The 19,379-nt window shown below is 60.9% G+C and carries 16 protein-coding genes and 1 riboswitch; of the genes, 11 read left to right on the forward strand and 5 right to left on the reverse strand.

Annotated elements, in window-relative coordinates:
- Positions 1–150: 150 nt before the first annotated feature.
- On the forward strand, positions 151–720 hold the full coding sequence (gene efp, locus RTCIAT899_RS17735; protein ID WP_015341611.1) for an elongation factor P: 570 nt from the start codon (positions 151–153) through the stop codon (positions 718–720).
- A 106-nt stretch (positions 721–826) separates the two neighbouring features.
- Here efp and RTCIAT899_RS17740 read toward each other — a convergent pair whose 3' ends face one another.
- Positions 827–2,677, reverse strand: a complete 1,851-nt coding sequence (locus tag RTCIAT899_RS17740; RefSeq protein ID WP_015341612.1) for an ABC transporter ATP-binding protein/permease — start codon at positions 2,675–2,677, stop codon at positions 827–829.
- 163 nt (positions 2,678–2,840) lie between these two features.
- Here RTCIAT899_RS17740 and RTCIAT899_RS17745 point away from each other — a divergent pair, with 163 nt between their 5' ends.
- From RTCIAT899_RS17745 to RTCIAT899_RS17790, 10 genes are all read left to right on the forward strand, one after another.
- Positions 2,841–3,683 carry an AAA family ATPase gene (locus RTCIAT899_RS17745; protein WP_015341613.1) on the forward strand — a complete coding sequence of 281 codons (843 nt, stop codon included), beginning with the start codon at positions 2,841–2,843 and terminating at the stop codon, positions 3,681–3,683.
- The gene (locus tag RTCIAT899_RS17750; RefSeq protein ID WP_015341614.1) at positions 3,683–4,105 is read left to right on the forward strand and encodes an NUDIX hydrolase; all 423 of its coding nucleotides are present in this window, start codon (positions 3,683–3,685) and stop codon (positions 4,103–4,105) included. Before RTCIAT899_RS17745 ends, RTCIAT899_RS17750 begins: the two co-directional genes overlap by 1 nt.
- Before the next feature lie 80 nt (positions 4,106–4,185).
- Positions 4,186–4,263, forward strand: a riboswitch (SAM riboswitch).
- Between the two features lie 48 nt (positions 4,264–4,311).
- Positions 4,312–5,238, forward strand: a complete 927-nt coding sequence (metA, locus tag RTCIAT899_RS17755; RefSeq protein ID WP_015341615.1) for a homoserine O-acetyltransferase MetA — start codon at positions 4,312–4,314, stop codon at positions 5,236–5,238.
- Positions 5,239–5,241: 3 nt separating this feature from the next.
- Positions 5,242–6,435: a vWA domain-containing protein gene (locus RTCIAT899_RS17760; protein WP_015341616.1), complete on the forward strand. Its 1,194-nt coding sequence runs from the start codon at positions 5,242–5,244 to the stop codon at positions 6,433–6,435.
- A gap of 136 nt (positions 6,436–6,571) precedes the next feature.
- Positions 6,572–6,994, forward strand: coding sequence for a hypothetical protein (locus RTCIAT899_RS17765; protein WP_015341617.1), 423 nt, complete (start codon positions 6,572–6,574; stop codon positions 6,992–6,994).
- 208 nt (positions 6,995–7,202) lie between these two features.
- On the forward strand, positions 7,203–8,228 hold the full coding sequence (locus RTCIAT899_RS17770) for an aldose epimerase family protein (RefSeq protein WP_015341618.1): 1,026 nt from the start codon (positions 7,203–7,205) through the stop codon (positions 8,226–8,228).
- A 121-nt stretch (positions 8,229–8,349) separates the two neighbouring features.
- Positions 8,350–9,123, forward strand: a complete 774-nt coding sequence (locus RTCIAT899_RS17775) for a GntR family transcriptional regulator (RefSeq protein WP_041677721.1) — start codon at positions 8,350–8,352, stop codon at positions 9,121–9,123.
- Entirely contained in the window at positions 9,120–10,151 is a 1,032-nt protein-coding gene (locus RTCIAT899_RS17780; RefSeq protein WP_015341620.1) for an SIS domain-containing protein, read from the forward strand. Before RTCIAT899_RS17775 ends, RTCIAT899_RS17780 begins: the two co-directional genes overlap by 4 nt.
- Entirely contained in the window at positions 10,151–11,308 is a 1,158-nt protein-coding gene (gene nagA, locus RTCIAT899_RS17785; RefSeq protein WP_015341621.1) for an N-acetylglucosamine-6-phosphate deacetylase, read from the forward strand. The genes RTCIAT899_RS17780 and nagA overlap by 1 nt, the downstream gene beginning before the upstream one ends.
- A gap of 23 nt (positions 11,309–11,331) precedes the next feature.
- Positions 11,332–12,060 carry an SIS domain-containing protein gene (locus RTCIAT899_RS17790; RefSeq protein WP_015341622.1) on the forward strand — a complete coding sequence of 243 codons (729 nt, stop codon included), beginning with the start codon at positions 11,332–11,334 and terminating at the stop codon, positions 12,058–12,060.
- 93 nt (positions 12,061–12,153) lie between these two features.
- Here the strand turns inward: RTCIAT899_RS17790 and RTCIAT899_RS17795 are convergent, their stop codons facing one another.
- From RTCIAT899_RS17795 to RTCIAT899_RS17810, 4 genes are all read right to left on the reverse strand, one after another.
- Positions 12,154–15,330, reverse strand: a complete 3,177-nt coding sequence (locus RTCIAT899_RS17795) for an efflux RND transporter permease subunit (RefSeq protein WP_015341623.1) — start codon at positions 15,328–15,330, stop codon at positions 12,154–12,156.
- Positions 15,327–16,502, reverse strand: coding sequence for an efflux RND transporter periplasmic adaptor subunit (locus RTCIAT899_RS17800; protein ID WP_085999206.1), 1,176 nt, complete (start codon positions 16,500–16,502; stop codon positions 15,327–15,329). Before RTCIAT899_RS17800 ends, RTCIAT899_RS17795 begins: the two co-directional genes overlap by 4 nt.
- A gap of 320 nt (positions 16,503–16,822) precedes the next feature.
- Positions 16,823–18,652, reverse strand: coding sequence for an ABC-F family ATP-binding cassette domain-containing protein (locus RTCIAT899_RS17805; protein WP_015341625.1), 1,830 nt, complete (start codon positions 18,650–18,652; stop codon positions 16,823–16,825).
- 2 nt (positions 18,653–18,654) lie between these two features.
- Positions 18,655–19,308: a thiamine diphosphokinase gene (locus RTCIAT899_RS17810; RefSeq protein WP_015341626.1), complete on the reverse strand. Its 654-nt coding sequence runs from the start codon at positions 19,306–19,308 to the stop codon at positions 18,655–18,657.
- Between the last annotated feature and the right edge of the window lie 71 nt (positions 19,309–19,379).

The raw sequence follows: 19,379 nt of genomic DNA on the forward strand, positions 1-19,379 counted from the left end.
CTAGCTTTCTTCGGGGCACGACCCACGCAAGGGGGTGGCAATTTCCATTGATTTAGGGTAGTTGCGCCCCCAAGCAAACAATTGCTGCGTCTCGGAGAGCATTTCGACAGTCCCTCTACGACGCAAAACGCAGCGTTACAAGGAAGTCTTATGGTCAAGGTCATCGCCTCTTCGGTCCGCAAGGGCAACGTTCTCGACGTCGACGGCAAGCTCTACGTCGTTCTCACCGCTCAGAACTTTCATCCGGGCAAGGGCACTCCGGTCACCCAGGTCGATATGCGCCGCATCGTCGATGGCGTGAAGGTTTCCGAGCGCTGGCGCACCACCGAGCAGGTCGAGCGCGCCTTCGTCGAAGACGTGAACTTCCAGTACCTCTATGAAGACGGCGAAGGCTTCCACTTCATGAACCCGGCCACTTACGACCAGGTCGTGGTCGATGTCGAAACCATGGGCGACCAGAAGGCCTATCTCCAGGAAGGCATGACCTGCATCCTGTCGATCCACGAAGGCATCCCGCTCGCGATCGAACTGCCGCGCCATGTCACGCTCGAAATCAGCGAGACAGAGCCGGTCGTGAAGGGCCAGACGGCATCCTCTTCCTACAAGCCCGCCATACTGTCGAACGGCATCCGCACCCTGGTGCCGCCGCACATTACCGCCGGCACCCGCGTCGTCATCGCGACGGAAGACAATTCCTACGTCGAGCGCGCCAAGGACTGAGCCTCAAGCTCATAGCTTGCATGAAAAACGCCTCGTCCTTGCGACGGGGCGTTTTGCGTTTTGGGCGGTTGAAGCCAGAGGACCCACACGAAGGCGGATCCCCGCCTTAGGGAGCACTGGCCTTTTTCTCGCCCGCCCGCATTGCACTGGCGGTCTCGGGCGGCGTTTGCATATCGGTGCTGTGCTCATGCGGAGCCAAAGACTGCAGATGCAGGATGCGTGGCGACATGGAGTGCATGAAGGCCTCGGAGCGGCCGATATAGATGAGGGTCGCATCCTTCAATTCGGTGAGCATGGCGAAAGCCTTCGCCTGAACTTCAGCCTCGAGCCCTTCCAGCGCATCATCGAAGACGATCCATTTCGGCTTCGCGAGCAGCAGATGCGCAAAGCCGACGGCCTTCTGCTCTTCGGTATCGAGCAATCGATCCCAGCGGGCCTGCGTATCGAGGCGGCTCTTGAGCCGGCCGAGCCCCGCCTTGTCGATGACGGCCTCGACGGCGGCATCGTCGTAGGCGTCCGGATCATCCGGAAAGCAGATTGCCTCCCTGAGCGTGCCGGTCGGCACATAGGGCGTATGCGGCACGAACAGCATGTCATCCATCGGCGGCAGGCTGACCGTGCCGGAGCCGCTGTACCACTGGTGCGCCAGCACCTCGAACAGCAGCCTGCGGTTTACGCCGTGATCGCCATTGATCATCACATGCTCGCCGGCATTGATGGTGACCGTACCCTCCGCGATCCGGAAGCCGTTTTCGGTCGCATCGTCGCTGGTCTTCGTCGAAATCTCCAGATCGGTCCAAACCATCGTCCCCGGTGCCGCCTTCTCAAAGACGAGGGTGTGCGGCATCGGCGTCTTGTCGTCCATCTCCGTCAGCGCCTTGCGGAAATCGGTCACGCGCATCAGCGTCGCGCGCCATTCGGCGATCGGGCCGAAATTGGCGACATACCAGCGCAGCGCCGAATTGACCTGATTGAAGGCGCCGACCGCAACCATCAGCTGACCAAAGGTCAAGCCTCCGGAGAAATAGGCGGGCGCGGCAACGAGGATCGGAATGATGAGCACCAGCCAGCCATAGCCGGCGGACACCCAGGTGAGATTGGTATTGGCGATGGCAAGCTGCCGGATGACGGCAAGCACGGCCGATATATCGAGATTGATCCGTCGGCGTTCGTTCTCCTCGCCGCCGGCAATCGTGATCGCCGGCATATGCTCGTTGGCATGCATGAGCGCAAAGCGCAGCTCGGCCTCTTTCGAATAGCGATCCGCATTCAGCCGCACGAGGCGGCGGCCGACGAATTGGCTGAGGAACGATGCCGATCCGGCATAGAGGATTGCCGCCCAGACCATGTAGCCAGGGATGGCAAAACTCATGCCGTTGACTTTGAATACCATGCCGCTGGAAAGCTCCCAGAGCACGCCGATAAAGCTCAGCAGCAGGATCGTCGCCTGCACAAGGCCGATGGCAAGCCCCGTTGTGCTTTCCGCGAGGTTGCGGGCATCCTCATGCAGGCGCTGGTCGGGATTGACGCCGATCAGGCCGGAAGAGGCGAGACGAAGCGCGCGCTTCGCCTGAAGCCACTGATTGACGAGATCACGCGCCAGACCCTCGCGCATGTACAGCGCGGTCATCTGGTTGAGCCAGGCCTGGATGACGTTGAGGACCAGAAGCGAACCGGCGATGATGCCGAAGACGCCGAGCTGATGGAAGAAAGCGGTGATATCGCGCCTTGCCAGCGAATCGTAAAAGGGCGCGTTCCAATTGTTGAGCAGCACCTGGACATAGGCCGTGACCAGGATGATTACGAAAAGCGCGACGACAAGAATAATGAGCTTGATGCGGACCGGCGAATTCCAGAACGCGGAAAACATCATCCTCAACCGAAAGAAGAGGCTCAAATCGTATCCGACCTGCTCGTTCCCCTGCCCATTCGGCTTGGCTTGCGTATCAACTGCCATCAGCACTTCCCTGCCACGCGTCCCGTCAGTTAATCATGAGCCGCCCTCATGTCCACCCTTGCAATAGATCGGTGGGATCACATTCCTATATACACGGTTTCGCGTCTTGAACCGAATAAGGCCAGCAATTAGCTTGCGCTTGAAAGATTGAGAAAGCCTTCCGATGCAATTTCAGGGAACTGCCGACTATATCGCCGACAAGGATCTGATGGTCGCCGTCAATGCCGCCATAAGGCTGGAGCGTCCGCTCCTCGTAAAGGGCGAACCCGGTACGGGCAAGACCGAACTCGCACGCCAGGTGGCCACCGCGCTCGGCCTTGACCTGATCGAGTGGAATGTCAAATCGACGACGAAGGCCCAGCAGGGTCTCTACGAATATGATGCGGTTTCGCGCCTGCGCGACAGCCAGCTCGGCGACATCAGAGTTCATGACGTCAGCAACTATATCCGTCAGGGCAAGCTTTGGCAGGCCTTCACCTCGCCGACGAAGTGCGTGCTGCTGATCGACGAGATCGACAAGGCCGATATCGAATTCCCGAACGACCTCCTGCAGGAACTCGACCGCATGGAGTTCCATGTCTACGAGACCGGCGAGACGATCCGGGCCGCGATCCGCCCGATCGTCATCATCACCTCGAACAATGAAAAGGAGCTGCCGGACGCCTTCCTGCGCCGCTGTTTCTTTCACTATATCCGTTTTCCCGACATGGAGACGCTGACGCGCATCGTAGAGGTGCACTATCCCGGCATCAAGCAGGCGCTCGTCCATGCGGCACTGACGCAATTCTTTGAAATCCGCGACGTGCCGGGCCTGAAGAAGAAGCCCTCGACCTCAGAAGCGCTCGATTGGATCCGCCTGCTGGTCGCAGACGATATCGAGCCGGAAACATTGCGCGCCGATGCGAAGAACGTATTGCCGAAACTCCATGGCGCGCTTCTGAAGAACGAGCAGGATGTGCACCTCTTCGAACGGCTGGCCTTCATGGCACGTGGGCAGGGAAGATAATGCAACCCGATGCCGTAAAGGTTTTGATCTATGCCGTTCGAGATGGGCATCTGCTTGTCTTCGATGAGCCAGACTTCCCCGACGTCCAGCTCCAGGTTCCTGGTGGCACTGTCGAATCCGGTGAGGACATTGTGGCGGCCGCAGGACGCGAATTCGAGGCGGAGACCGGTTTTGCGCCGCGCGAACTCCATCCGCTTGGCGTCCAAGATTATCGTTTCGAAAAGAACGGCCGCGATTACTATCACCAACGGCACTATTTCCGCTGCGGTATCTCCGAGCGAGCGCCTGCCACTTGGCTCCACCACGAAATGACGCCTTTCGACGGTGGCGACCCGATCGGCTTCCGCTTCTTCTGGCTACCGATCGAGACCGCCAGTAAGCGTCTCGGTCACGGCATGGAAGCTCTCATTGAACATCTGTAGGTCGTATCGGGCCTCTGGGCTCAGCCCCGGACTTTCCCCGACGCTTGCCCCATTGACCCGCGGAGATGTCGGGTTTATGAAATTCCCCTTGTGGTGATTTGGCCGGCCGGCTTGCAGCCACGTTAAATAATTCGCTAAAGGGCCGCGTGCGGACCGGTAGCGATTCATGATCGCGGCCGGTTTTTTTGTATTTGGCGAGTGAAAAGATGCCCATCAAGATTCCCGATACGCTCCCCGCGTTCGAAACCCTCCAGGACGAGGGTGTGCGGGTGATGACCGAAACGGTGGCGTTCCGTCAGGATATCCGCCCCCTTCAGATCGGGCTTCTCAACCTCATGCCGAACAAGATCAAGACCGAGATCCAGATGGCGCGCCTGGTCGGCGCATCGCCGCTGCAGGTGGAGTTTTCTCTGGTGCGCGTTGGCGGCCACAAGGCCAAGAACACCTCGCAGGAGCATCTGCTTGCTTTCTACGAGACGTGGGAGGAAGTGAAGCACCGCAAGTTCGACGGCTTCATCATAACCGGCGCGCCGATCGAGCTGCTGGAATATGAGGACGTCACCTACTGGAACGAGATGCAGGAGATCTTGGACTGGACGACGACCAACGTCCATTCGACGATGAACGTCTGCTGGGGCGCGATGGCGGCGATCTACCATTTCCACAAGGTGCCGAAATACACGCTGAAGGAAAAGGCCTTCGGCGTCTATCGTCACCAGAACCTGAAGCCCTCCTCGGTCTATCTCAACGGCTTCTCCGACGATTTCGCCATTCCGGTGTCCCGCTGGACGGAAGTGCGCCGCGCCGATATCGAAAAGGTGCCCGGCCTGGAAATACTGATGGACTCGAGCGAGATGGGCGTCTGCCTCGTGCATGAACGGGCCTGCAACCGACTCTACATGTTCAATCATGTGGAGTATGATTCCACCTCGCTGGCGGACGAGTATTTCCGGGATGTGAATTCGGGCGTGCCGATCAAGATGCCGCACAACTATTTCCCGCATAACGACCCGGAAATTCCTCCGCAGAACCGGTGGCGCAGCCACGCGCATCTGTTCTTCGGCAACTGGATCAACGAGATCTACCAGACCACGCCATATGATCTGGAGGAGATCGGCCAGGAAAGGATTTGAGGCTTGTTCATTCCCTTCTTCCTGAAGCTAAGGCAAGCGAAGGTTCCGGTGACGCTCCGGGAATTCCTGTCGCTGCTTGAGGGAATGGAAGAAGGGATTGCTGATTACGACGTCGAGGCCTTCTACTATCTGGCGCGCGCGACGCTGATCAAGGACGAGCGCTTCATCGACCGTTTCGACCAGGTCTTCGCCGATTACTTTCGCAGCGTCGAGGCGATCGGTGGCAATGCCGATGGAGAAGCGGTGGAGCCGACCGCTATTCCCGAAGAATGGCTGCGCAAGCTCGCCGAGCGACATCTGACGGAAGAGGAAAGACGGCAGATCGAGGCACTCGGCGGCTTCGACAAGCTGATGGAGACGCTGCGCGAGCGGCTGGCCGAGCAGAAGGGCCGGCATCAGGGCGGCTCGAAATGGATCGGCACGGCGGGCACCTCGCCCTTCGGCGCCTATGGCTACAATCCGGAAGGCGTGCGTATCGGCCAGGAAACCTCGCGCAATCGCCGCGCGGTAAAAGTCTGGGACCGGCGCGACTTCAGGAACCTCGATGACGGCGTAGAGCTTGGCACCCGCAATATCAAGGTGGCGCTGAAGCGCCTGCGCCGCTGGGTTCGCGAGGGGGCAGCCGAGGAACTGGATCTTTCCGGCACCATCCGCTCTACCGCCGAACATGGCTATCTCGATGTCCAGACACGGCCGGAGCGCCGCAACGCCGTCAAGCTTCTGATGTTCTTCGATGTCGGCGGCTCGATGGACGACCATATCCGCGTCGTCGAAGAACTCTTCTCCGCCGCCCGCGCGGAGTTCCGCCACATGGAGTATTTCTACTTTCACAACTGCCTCTACGAGGGCGTGTGGAAAGACAATCGCCGCCGGCGCGTCGACATCACGGCGACGACGGATCTCATCCGCACCTTCGGCCCCGACTACCGTGTCGTCTTCGTCGGCGACGCATCCATGAGCCCCTATGAAATCTCTCAGCCGGGCGGCTCGGTGGAGCATTGGAACAAGGAGGCTGGAGAGGCCTGGCTCAGTCGCATGACAGGCCATTTCCGCAAATGCATCTGGATCAATCCGGTGCCGGAAAGCTATTGGGGCCATACGACCTCCATTTCCCTCATCCGCCGCCTGATGAGCGATCGCATGTATCCCCTGACCCTCGGCGGGCTGGAAAGAGCGACGCGGGAATTGTCGCGCTGATCTGTTTCCCCTTGAAACCAGCGCGGCAGTGACCACAAAACGGGAATTCTATCAAATTATTCACAACCATTTATAGAAATAAAAATAGTATACCAGCAAATACGGAGGGGATTTCTGAGCGCTGGAAGAGATATGCATGCTTTACATTCCTAAATTGCTTTTCTTCATCTCAACCATTCTACTCCTCTCGCAGCAGGCAAGATCGGAGGAGGGCACCTTTTCCGGTCAATGGGAGCAGACCTACTCAAATGCGGGCTCATGTGAAAAGTGCCTTATTGGAATAGTAAGGCACGGCACGCTGCTTTCCATAAGTGCAAACAACGGCTGGATGGCGACGGCCGAAACGAGCAGAAGCGGAAATGCCGCCTATGCAGCTGGCAACGGGCGATGGCACGCGCGGGTAGGCGCTTATAGCCGTGGGGCGTTTGATATCCTTCTCGCCATTCGTGATGAGAAATTGATGATGGTCATGCTTGTTGAAAAGCCAAATGGATCGAAACAAGCGATCAAAGCAATTTTCAGAAAACGGAAACCCGAAACTCGCCCGGACAAAGCATAGCCGGAGACTTCACCTGCTCGAGCCAACCCAAACTGTCAAACCGTCGCACGTATTGCACACTACCGGCGCAATCTGGCACTTCGAAAGCCGGACCGAGCCTTGATCCGCTGCTGCCCGCCCCTAAATTTCGCCATTGAAGCGGTTGCGGAACGGCACGAATGGGGGCAGGGTCTGGCCTCGCATACTCAAAAGCAATGGATGAGCTGATATGACGGAAAGCACTTTGCAGCGGGAACATTTTGGGACGACGGTGGATGGGGATACCGTCTATCGCGTCAAAATCGTCGGTGGCGGCCTGACCGCCCATATCATGTCCTGGGGGGCGGTCATTCAGGATCTGCGCCTCGACGGCCACGAGCCCTCGCTTCTGCTCGGCTTCGACAATTTCGCCGATTATCCCCTCCATTCCTCCTATTTCGGCGCCACGCCCGGCCGCTGCGCCAACCGCATCGGCGCCGGCCGCTTTACGCTCGACGGCAAGCAGTATCAGCTGGAGCTCAATGAAAAGGGCGTCACCCATCTGCACGGCGGCAAGGACAATATCGCCAAGCGCAACTGGACCATCGTCGAGCACGATACCGACCGCGTCGTCCTGAAGATCGTCGATCCCGATGGCCGCGCCGGCTATCCCGGCAATTGTACGATCCAGGCGGCCTATCGCGTGCATGGCAATGGCGAACTGTCGGTCACCTATGAATCGACCACCGATCAGCCGACGCTCGCCAATGTCTGCCAGCACGCCTATTTCAACCTCGACGGCCGCGACGATGCGCTCGGCCACGACATCATGATCGCCGCCGACCATTATACGCCGACCGATGACAAGCAGATACCGACAGGGGAAATCCGCTCCGTCGAAGGCACTGCCTTCGATTTCCGCGAGATGTCGCCGATGAAGCGCTTCGAAGGAAGCGAGCGGGCGCTCTACGACCATAATTTCTGCCTCTCCAGCGAACGCACCGCCAAGCGTTCCGTCGTGCTCGCCCGCAGCGTCAATTCCGGCGTCTCGCTCGAAGTGCGCACCACCGAGCCCGGCGTGCAATTCTATGCGGGTTTCAAGCTCGATGTGCCGGTTCCCGGTCATGACGGTCGCAAGATCGGCCCGTTCGCCGGTTTCTGTCTGGAAACGCAGGTCTGGCCCGACGCTATCAACCACGAAGGCTTCCCCAATGCCGTGCTCCGCCCGGGCGAGGTGTTGCGGCAGGAAACGGATTACATCTTCACCAAGAACTAAACCGGGCCTGCCCCGCTTTCTTGAATTTCGGCCGGGCGTCCAAAGCGCCCGGCCGATTCTTTTTGCATTGCGGCCAGATTCACCTTGTGAATTGGTTCTAAATAGGTTCTATATGTCAGCTATGGATAGAACCAGTTTGATCGGCGAATTGAATAGTCGCGGCCTCAGCGACGGGGCGGGTAGCGGACCGTTGTACAAGCGCCTGGCACAAGCGCTGACGGGTCTGATCCAAGAGGGTCTGCTGAAATCGGGCACGGCACTTCCGAGCGAGCGCGATCTCGCCAGCGCCCTGCAGATTGGCCGCATCACGGTCAGAACCGCCTATCGCGACCTGCTCGCCTCGGGCGTCATCGAGTCACGCCACGGCAGCGGCACCTTCGTCTCGCAGCAAGTGGAACGTATCGAGCAGCCGCTCTGGCGCCTCTCCTCCTTTTCCGCAGACATGCGATCGCGCGGCCGTGAACCGGCAGCGCGCATCCTGTCACGCACCGTCAGCGCGCCCGCGCCGGAGGAATCCTTCCTGCTCGGCCTCGGCCTTGATGAGCCCGTGCTGCGCCTCGACCGACTGCGTCTGGCGGATGGCCAGCCGCTCGCCATCGAGCGCGCCGTCGTCCCCATCAAGTTCCTGGGTGAAGAGGCCATATCCGAGGGATCGCTTTACGACGCCCTGGCCGCCAAAGGCTTCAGGCCCGTGCGCGCCCAGCAGAGGCTGACCGCCGTGACACTCGACCCGACATCCGCGTCGATCCTGACCGTGAAGGCCGGAGCGCCCGCACTTCTGATCGAGCGCGTCTCCCGCCTCGCGGACCAGCGCGTCGTTGAATATACCCGCTCGCACTATCGCGGCGATGCCTATGATTTTGTTGCTGAATTGAGAATTGGAGATGACCTATGAGCGAGACCCAATCCCTGATGCTGACGGAAGCCGGCCAATCGCCAGAGGTGGTTGCGACGTTGCTTGAAAAGGAAAAGCCTGCCTTTGCCGAGATCGCGAAGCTCTTCTCGACCGGCCATCCGTCGCTGATCACGACCGCCGCGCGCGGCTCTTCCGACCATGCCGCTACCTTCTTCAAATATCTTTTCGAAATCTCCTGCGGCATCCCGGTCGCCTCCGTCGGCCCGTCGATCGCCTCCGTTTATGGCGCTCCGCTGCATCTGAAGGGCGGCATCCACTTCACGGTCTCTCAATCCGGCGGCAGCCCCGACATCATCGCACTGCAGGCCGCCGCCAAGAAGGGCGGCGCCACCACGATCGCCGTCGTCAACGTCACCGACAGCCCCCTCGCCAAGGAAGCCGACATCGTGCTCGGCCTGAACGCCGGCAAGGAACAGAGCGTCGCCGCAACCAAATCCTTCATCGCCTCGGTTGCCGCTCTTGCCGGTGTCACGGCTGCAGTGTCGCAGGACAAGGCGCTGATCGATGGTCTTGCCAAGCTGCCGGAAGCACTTGCTGCAACCTCGGGCATCGACGGCAGGGCGGCCGAAGATGTGCTCTTCAATGCCTCCTCGCTTTACACCGGCGGCCGCGGCCCGGCTTTCGCCATTGCGCTCGAAGCGGCTTTGAAGGCCAAGGAAACCGCCGGCCTTCATGCGGAAGCCTTTTCGCTCGCCGAACTCATGCACGGCCCGATGCGTCTCGTGCAGCCGGGCTTCCCCATTGTCGCTTTCTCGCCTGACGACGCCGCCTTCGCCAACAATGCTCAGGCCCTGGAACGGCTTCAGAAGCTCGGCGCCACCGCCGTCTCCTTCTCGACCGCGCCGCTTGCCGGCATCAATCTGCGCATGCCGACGACGGGCAACGGCCTGCTCGACCCGCTCGTGTCGCTGCTGTGCTACTATCGCCTCATCGAGTCGGTGACCCGCCGCAAGGGCTTCGACCCGGATAAGCCGGCTAATCTTCTCAAGGTAACGGAGACCATGTGATGGACTACAAGGTCTTTACCGGCGCCCGCATTTTCGATGGCGACCGGTTTCACGAGGATAGCGCGCTGGTGATCGGCAACGGCCGCATCCATGCCATTACCGGCATCAACGATGTGCCCGATAATGCCGAAACCATCCAGCTGAAAGGCGGCGTCCTGTCGCCGGGCTTCATCGACGCACAAGTGAACGGCGGCGGCGGCCGCATGCTGAATGACGAGCCCTCGCCGGCGTCCATGTACATGATCGCCGAGGGGCATCGCCCCTACGGCACGACGTCGCTGCTGCCGACGCTCATCACCGATGTCGCAGCCGCGACGACGGCCGCGATCGACGCCGCCATCGAAGCCGTGAAAGCCAATCGCGGTGTCGCCGGCCTGCATCTGGAAGGCCCGCATCTGGCACCGGCCCGCAAGGGTGCGCATCTGGCCGAACTGATGCGTCCGGTCGAAGACAGCGACGTCAAGACTTTCATCCGCGCCCGCGAGGCGATCGGCACGCTGCTGGTCACCATGGCGGCCGAGCAGGTGACGGAGCGGCAGGTGCAGGCACTCAGCGAGGGCGGTGTCATCGTCAGCATCGGCCACAGCGATTGCACGGCTGAAGCCGCCGATGCGCGCTTCGATGCCGGCGCCCGCGGCGTCACCCACCTTTTCAATGCCATGAGCCAGATGGGCCATCGCGCGCCCGGCCTCGTCGGCGCGGCGATCGACCATCCCGCCCCCTGGTGCGGCATCATCGCAGATGGTCATCACGTCGAGCCGACGGCGCTCCGGGTTGCACTGCGCGCGAAACGCGGCGAGGGCCGTCTGTTCTTCGTCACCGATGCCATGTCGCTCGTCGGCACCGACCTGCCGACTTTCACGCTGAACGGCCGCACGGTCTATCGCACCAAGGGCGGCTATTGTTCCAAGCTGACGCTCGATGATGGCACGCTGGCCGGCTCCGATGTCGATATGGCCTCCACCATCCGCTATGGCGTCAATATTCTCGAGCTGCCGCTAGCCGAAGCCCTGCGCATGGCGACCTCCTACCCTGCCCGCTTCCTCCGGCTTGCCGATCGCGGCCACTTGGCGCCGGGAATGCGTGCCGATCTCGTTCACATCAACGACGGCATCGAAGTCACGGAAACATGGATCTCAGGTCAAGCTTCGGCCTGACACAGCATATAAGGAAGCTCGGCATGAGCGCAGTCACGGACAGCTATTTCTCCGCCCTCATCGGCCGGTTGGAGACCCTGCGCGAAACGCTGGCTGAGCCCATGTCCAAGGCTTCCGCTGCCATCTGTGCCGCCGCACGCGCAGACCGCCGCGTCTATGTCTTCGGCACCGGCCACTCGCACATGCTGGCCGAAGAGGTGCATTATCGCGCCGGCGGCCTCGCCTTCACCATTCCCGTGCTCGTCGGCTCCGCCATGCTGCATGAAGGCGCCGTCATCAGTTCGGTCTACGAACGCACCGAAGGCCTTATCCGCCCGGTCTTCGAGCGCTACGGCATGCAGCCGGGTGACGTACTGATCATAGCCTCCAATTCCGGCGTCAATGCCGCACCGATCGAGGCGGCGGATTATGGCCGCGAGATCGGCGCAACGGTCATCGCCATCACATCGCTCGCCTATTCGGCCGCCATCGCCAATGGACGCAGAAAGCTCGCCGATATCGCCGATATCGTGCTGGACAACGGCCTGCCGCCCGGTGACGCGATGATAGAGCTGCCGGGAACGGAGCTCAAGGTCGGGCCAGCCTCAACAGCCGTCGGCGCCACGGTGCTGAACGCCATCTTCGCCGATGTCGCCGCCGAACTCTGCAAGGATGGCAATCCACCCGTCTACCTCAGCGCCAACATGCCAGGCGCCAAGGAAACCAATCAGCGGCTGGTCAAGAAATATAGACCGCGCAATCCGCATCTCTGACCGGCCAACGGTTTGACGTCTTTTACTCGGTGAAATCAGATGGATAGAGAGGCCGAGCGTTTCCCGTGAAACGCTCGGCCTCTTTGTCAGCTATCATTGTGCCGCGGCATCGGTGGCCGAGGGCTCCTGTGCGGCTTCCGCCTGCTTGCGCCGGCGGCGAAGGACGACGTAGAAGACCGGAGTCAGGAACAGGCCGAACAGCGTCACTCCGAGCATGCCCGAGAAGACGGCCGTACCGAGCGACTGACGCATTTCGGCGCCGGGACCGGTCGCGATCATCAGCGGCACGACGCCGAAGATGAAGGCGAAGGCCGTCATCAAGATCGGTCGCAGGCGCAGATGACTGGCCTCGATCGCCGCCTCGACGGCGCTCTTTCCCTCTGCCTGTGCCTGCCGGGCGAATTCGACGATCAGGATCGCGTTCTTGGCCGCAAGGCCGATCAGCACGATCAGCCCGATCTGCGTGAGGATATTGTTGTCCATTCCTCTCAGATGCACGCCGATCAGAGCTGCCAGCACCGCCAGCGGCACGATGAGGATGATCGCAAGCGGCAGGATCCAGCTTTCATATTGCGCCGACAGCGCCAGGAAGACGAAGATGACCGACAGGGCGAAGATATAGATCGCCGTATTGCCGGTATGCTTTTCCTGATAGGCGAGTTCGGTCCATTCGAAGGTCGTGCCCGCCGGCAGCAGGTTCTTGGCCAATCCTTCCATGGTGTCGAGTGCCGAGCCGGTGGAAACACCCGGTCCCGGGTTCCCCTGCAGGGGAACGGAGACATACATGTTGTAGCGCTGAACAAGCGCCGGCCCGGTCGTGTCGCGAATATCGACCAGCGTGCCGAGCGGCACCAATGCGCCCGTTGCCGAGCGTACCTTCAGTGCCAGAATATCCTCGCGATCCACGCGATATTGCTGGTCTGCCTGCGCCCGCACCTGGTAGACGCGGCCGAAGGCGTTGAAGTCGTTGACATAGGACGTGCCGAGGTTGATCGACAGCGTCTCGAAGATATTCGGGATCGGCACGTTGAGTGCGCGCGCCTTGTCACGGTCGATCGCCAGGAAATATTGCGGGCTGTTGGCGGAGAAGGTGGTGAATACGCCGCTGACACCCTTGTTCTGTGCGGCAGCGCCCATCATCTGATAGGCGAGCGGCAGGATGCGGCGCATGTCCGGATTTTCCCGGTCCATGATCTGCATCTTGAAGCCGCCGGAATTGCCGACGCCGCGGATCGAAGGCGGCGGAATGGCGATGATAAACGCTTCCTGGATACCCTGGAGGCTACCGAAGAGCTGGCCGATGATCTTGGTCGCCGAATCTCCGGTTTTCAGCCGTTCCTCGAATGGCTTGAACGGCGTGAAGATGACGCCCGAATTCGAGGCATTGGTGAAAGTCGCACCGTTGAAGCCGGCGAAGGCGACGGCATTGGCGATACCAGGCGTCTTGCTGATGATATCGGTCGCCTTCTGGATGACGGCGTTGGTGCGCGCAAGCGACGCGCCGTCAGGCAGCTGCACGACGACAATGGCATAGCCCTGATCCATGGTTGGAACGAAGCCTTGCGGGACGATCCTGCCCATATACCAGGTTCCCGCCAGCAGCCCCACAAAGACGAGAAGTGCGCAGGCCAGCGCCGCCCAGGTTGTCACAAGGTGCCGGATGATCCACGAATAGCCGCTGCTCATCCGCTCGAAGCCGCGGTTGAACCCGTCACCCAAGGCGCGGCCGAACCGCGCGAAGACATTGTTGGATTTCTGATGACTGTGGGGGCGCAGCACGATCGCGGCAATCGCCGGCGAGAGCGTCAGCGAATTCAGGCAGGAAATCGCCGTCGCGACCGAGATCGTGACCGCGAACTGCCGGTAGAATTGCCCAGAAATGCCGGGAATGAAGGCTGTCGGCACAAAGACGGCGATCAGCACCAGCGAGATTGCCAGAACCGCCGTACCCACCTCGTTCATCGTCACATGCGACGCCTCTTTTGGCGTCATGCCGAGCGCGAGGTTTCGCTCGACATTCTCAACGACAACGATCGCGTCATCGACGACAATGCCGATGGCGAGCACCAGGCCGAACAGCGTCAGCATGTTCAGCGAGAAGCCGAAGGCGAGCAGGAAGGCGAAGGTGCCGATCAGCGATACCGGTATGGCGACGATTGGAATGATCGCCGTCCGCCAGGACTGCAGGAAGACCAGCACGACGATGGCAACGAGGATCGCCGCCTCGAAGATCGTCTTGTAGACTTCGTGGATCGATTCGGCGATGAACTCCGTGGGATTGTAGATGATGCGATATTCAAGCCCCTGCGGGAAATCCTGCGCCAGGCTTTCCATCGTCTTTTGAATATCGGCGGCGGCATCGAGCGCGTTCGTGCCGGGGCGAGCGAAGACGCCGAGCGCCACCGCCGGGCTGCCGTTCAGGTAGCTATTCGTGACGTAGTCCTGCGCGCCGAGCTCGATGCGAGCGACATCCTGCAGCTGCACGAGACGACCGTTGCCCGTCGCCTTCACGATGACGTAGCGGAATTGCCGCGCATCGGAAAAACGCCCCTGCGTGGTGACGGTATATTGGAAGGCGTTGGTGCCGGATACCGGGGGCCCGCCAATCGTACCGCCGGAAACCTGCACATTCTGATCGCGAAGCGCCTGAACGATGTCGCCGGCGGTCATGCCGTAGGCGGCGAGCTTTTCCGGATCCAGCCAGATGCGCAGCGAATATTGGCGTTCGCCGAAGAGCTGGACGTCGCCGACGCCATCAAGACGAACGAGAAGGTCGCGGATGCGCGTACGAGCATAGTTGGAAATATAGAGCTGGTCGTAGCGATTGTTCGGCGAGAGGAGATGCACGACCATCATCAGGTCGGGCGAGCTCTTGACCGTCGTGATGCCGATGCGTCTGACGTCTTCTGGCAGGCGAGGTTCGGCGATGGAAACACGGTTCTGCACCAGCACCTGCGCCTTGTCGAGGTCGGTGCCGAGCTTGAAAGTGATCGTCAGCGCCATGGAGCCGTCGGCGCTCGAATAGGAGGACATATAGAGCATGTCCTCGACACCGTTGATTTCCTGCTCGATCGGCGTCGCCACGGTATCGGCTATGGTCTGCGCGTCGGCACCCGGATAGGAAGTGCGCACCACGATGGTCGGCGGCGCGACTTCGGGATATTGCGCCACCGGCAGCTGGAAATAGGCGATGCCGCCGACGATGAGCAGCACGATGGATAGGACCGATGCAAAGATCGGCCGGTCAACGAAGAAGTGGGAAAACCTCATTGGCTCGTCCCCTGTGCATCGGCCTGGGCCGGCGGCTCGTCATTCGTCGCCTGCTGCGGCAGCTCGATCAGCTGCGGCGTTACCTTGACGCCGGGCCGGATGCGTATCAGCCCGTTGACGACGATCGTCTCGTCGCCGGTCATGCCGTCGCGGATGACGCGATAGCCATAGAGCTTTGGCCCGAGACGCACGGATTTCGGCGTGATGTTGCCGGCGGTATCGACGGTATAGACGACGCGCTGGTTCTGATCCGAACCGATGGCTTCGTCCGGAACGAGGATCGCCTTGTAGCTGTTGGACCCCTGCACCTGAACGCGCCCGAAAAGGCCGGGCTGCAGAATGAGATTGGGATTGGGAAAGCGGGCGCGGACGCGGATCGTTCCGGTCTCGTTGTCGACACGGTTTTCCGCGAAATCGAGCTTGCCCTTGAACGGCTTCTGGCGGGAATCGGCGATGGTCACGGTCACATCGAGACCGCCGCCGCCCTGCTGCAGGGCGCTGCCATTCTTGCGGGCCTCATCGGCATAGGAGAGCAGCCGGCGCTCATCGACATCGAAATAGAAATCGATGGGATCGAGCGACACGATGGTCGTCAGCACGGTCTGATCGGCCTGCACGAGGTTGCCGACCGAGATCAGACGGCGGTCGATGCGGCCGCTGAGCGGCGCCGTAATCCTGGTGAAATCCATGTCCAGATTGGCGCGATCGACCGTCGCCTGAGCACCGCGCACATTCGCCTGCGCCGAAATGAGATCGCGGCGTCGATCATCGAGCGTCGAAGCCGACTGGCTGCCCGTCGTCGACAGGGATTCCGCCCGCTTATATTGCGCATCGGCGAGCGTCAGCGAGGATTTTGCCACTTCCAGCGAGGCAGTCGCCTCGTTCAGCGTGGTGATGAAGGGGCGCTGGTCGATGACAAAAAGCAGATCTCCCTGCTTGACGATAGCGCCGTCCTGGAAATGCACCTCCTGCAGGTAACCGCCGACCCGCGAGCGCACGGAAACCTCATCGACCGCCTGGAAGCGCCCGATGAACTCGTCACTGTCGACGACATCGCGAATGACAGGCTTGGCGACCGTAACGGGCGGTGCCGGCGGAGCGCCCTGGGCGAGCGTCTGGGCACTCGATAAAACGGCAATAACACAGCTCAACAAGACGGCACGCGGCAGCATCGGCATGAAGCACCCCTTGAAAAACCGCATGCGGCAGCAGGCGCCGTCATTACGGTACGCTTACGAAATTTGTCTGCAACTTTCCGCGAAGAACCCGTCGCCATCAGGCGCAATGAAATCAGGTCGCTTCGGACTTCCCCAACATGCGCCACGGGCCGCGCCGGCCCGGGGGTATCAACCGGAGCTTGGTCCGGCAACATGCGTTTATGTATAAACGGTTTATCGGATTCGACAACAGGGAATGAACCGCCAGCGATCGAGCGCAACCGATTGTTTTTACTGCATAGTAAAGACGCGCATAGGATGAACTCAATTGAGCCTCAGCCCTCCAGCTCCTCGCGCAGCATTTCGAGCTCCAGCCATTCCTCTTCCATCTTGATCAGGCTTTCGCGCAGCTTTTCCATTTCCGCCGCAAGGCGGTTGAAGGTTGCGGCGTCCTTGGAAAAGAGGTTCGGATCGACCATTTTCTTTTCGCGGGCGGCAATTTCGGCTTCCGCCTTCGCCATTTCCTTGGGCAGGTTTTCGAGCGCGAATTTCTGCTTGTAGGAAAGCTTGCCCTTTCCCTTCGAGCTGTCGCCGGCCGGCACTGAAGCTTCGGCCGATTTCGGCTTTTCGGCCGCCCTCTCAACCCGCCTGCGTTCCTCGATCGCCCCCTTGCGTTGAGCGAGCATGTCGGAATAGCCGCCGGCATATTCGATCCAGCGGCCATCGGGCTCTTCCGGATCGGCGGGCGCGATCGTCGAGGTCACGGTACGGTCGAGGAAATCGCGGTCGTGGCTGACAAGGATGACCGTGCCGGCAAAACCGGAGACGATTTCCTGCAACAGGTCGAGCGTCTCGATGTCGAGATCGTTGGTCGGTTCGTCGAGAATCAAAAGATTGGTCGGCCGCGACAGGATACGGGCCAGCATCAGCCGGGCGCGCTCGCCGCCGGAGAGATTCCTGATCGGCGTGCGCGCCTGCTCCGGCTGGAAGAGAAATTCCTTCATGTAGCCGGTCACATGCCGCTGCTCGCCATTGACGAGCAGGTTCTCGCCGCGACCGTCGGTCAGATAGTTGGCAAGCGTATCTTCCGGGTTCAGCTCCTCGCGCTTCTGGTCGAGCGTGGCGATTTCCAGATTGGTGCCAAGCTTTACAGTGCCGCTGTCCGGCTCCAGCTGCCCGGTCAGCATCTTCAGAAGCGTCGTCTTGCCGGCGCCGTTCGGGCCGACGAGACCGATGCAATCGCCGCGATGCACGCGGATCGAGAATGGTGCGACGATGAGCCGCTCGTTATAGGACTTGGTGATCTTGTCCGCCTCGATCACCAGCTTGCCGCTTTCCTGCGCATCGGAAGCTGCCGCCTGCACCGTGCCCAAAGCGCCCTTGTGGCCGCGATAGCGCGAGCGCATATCCTGCAATTCGCCAAGCCGGCGCATATTGCGCTTGCGCCGTGCCGTCACGCCATAGCGCAGCCAATGCTCTTCGCGCTCGATCTGCTTGCCGAGCTTGTGCTGCTCCAGTTCCTCGGCTTCGAGCACCTGATCGCGCCAGGCCTCGAAATGAGCAAATCCTCTGTCCAGCCGGCGCGAGGTGCCGCGATCCAACCAGACGGTCGCGGTCGAAACCTTCTCCAGGAAACGACGGTCGTGCGAGATCAGCACGAGCGCGCTGCGGCTCTTCTGCAGCTCGCCTTCCAACCATTCGATGGTCGGCAAGTCCAAATGGTTCGTCGGCTCGTCGAGCAGCAGGATATCCGGCTCGGGCGCCAGAACACGCGCCAGTGCCGCGCGGCGCGCTTCACCGCCAGAAAGGTTCTTCGGATCTTCCTCGCCAGTCAGGCCGAGATGAGACAGCAGATAGGTGACGCGATAGGGATCATCGCCGGGCCCGAGGCCGGCTTCGGCATAGGCCGCAACCGTCTTGTAACCGGCAAAATCGGGTGCCTGCTCGAGATAGCGCACGGTCGACGACGGATGACGGAAGACTTCGCCTGACTGCGCTTCGACAAGGCCGGCGGCAATCTTCAGGAGCGTCGACTTGCCGGAACCATTGCGTCCGACAAGGCAGATCTTGTCGCCCGGCTCCACCTGCAGGCCGGCACCGGCGAGCAAGGGCGCACCGCCGAAGCTCAGAAAGATGTCGTCGAGTTTCAGAATGGGAGGGGCCAAGATCAGACTCCGGAAAGGTCATAAGGGCGGGCAAGAACGATGGCTCTGCCGCTGCCGAGCGAAAAGCGCACATCGCCTTCCGCCACGTTGGAAATGGTGCGCGATGCGCCGAAGGGCAAATGAAAATCGCGCAAGGGGTAACGGGCATTGTCGATGAAAAGGCCCGTCAGATCGCTGAAACCAAGAACGGAGAACAGCGAGCCTGATGGTAGCGCCAGCGTGAGTCCGCCTGGAGGAAGCGGCACCGCCTCCTCGTCACCCGACGTCAGCAGCACGTCGAAGCCCTTTTCGGCGAGCTGGATACCATAAAGCAGGTGCTGGATCGCATGATCGGAGCGCTCGCCGCCCATGGCGCCCGCCAGGATCAGTCTCGTGGCGCCGCGATCGATCGCTTCCGAGACGGCGATCTCGCCGTCGGTCGCAGCCTTCGCCGCCGGATAGGGCTGCCTGGGCACATTCGGAAAGGCTCCCTGCAGATCGGCAGGCGTGGAATCAAAATCGCCAACCCACAGCTCCGGCTCCACCCCAATCGCCAGCGCATGGCGCATGCCGCCGTCAGCCGCGATGAAGCGGCTGCCGGAAACCGCAGCGCGCAATCGCTCCGTCAGGCGAAGCTCGCCGCCGAGCAGGATGGTGAAGATGGTGGACTGGCTCATGAGGCAAGCCCATAGCGCAAAGTCATATCCCTAGGGAAGAGCGCCGTTACCGGAACGGTGCCGCCGAGCCG

Origin of the sequence: Rhizobium tropici CIAT 899 (assembly GCF_000330885.1) — a bacterium.
Lineage (GTDB): Bacteria > Pseudomonadota > Alphaproteobacteria > Rhizobiales > Rhizobiaceae > Rhizobium > Rhizobium tropici.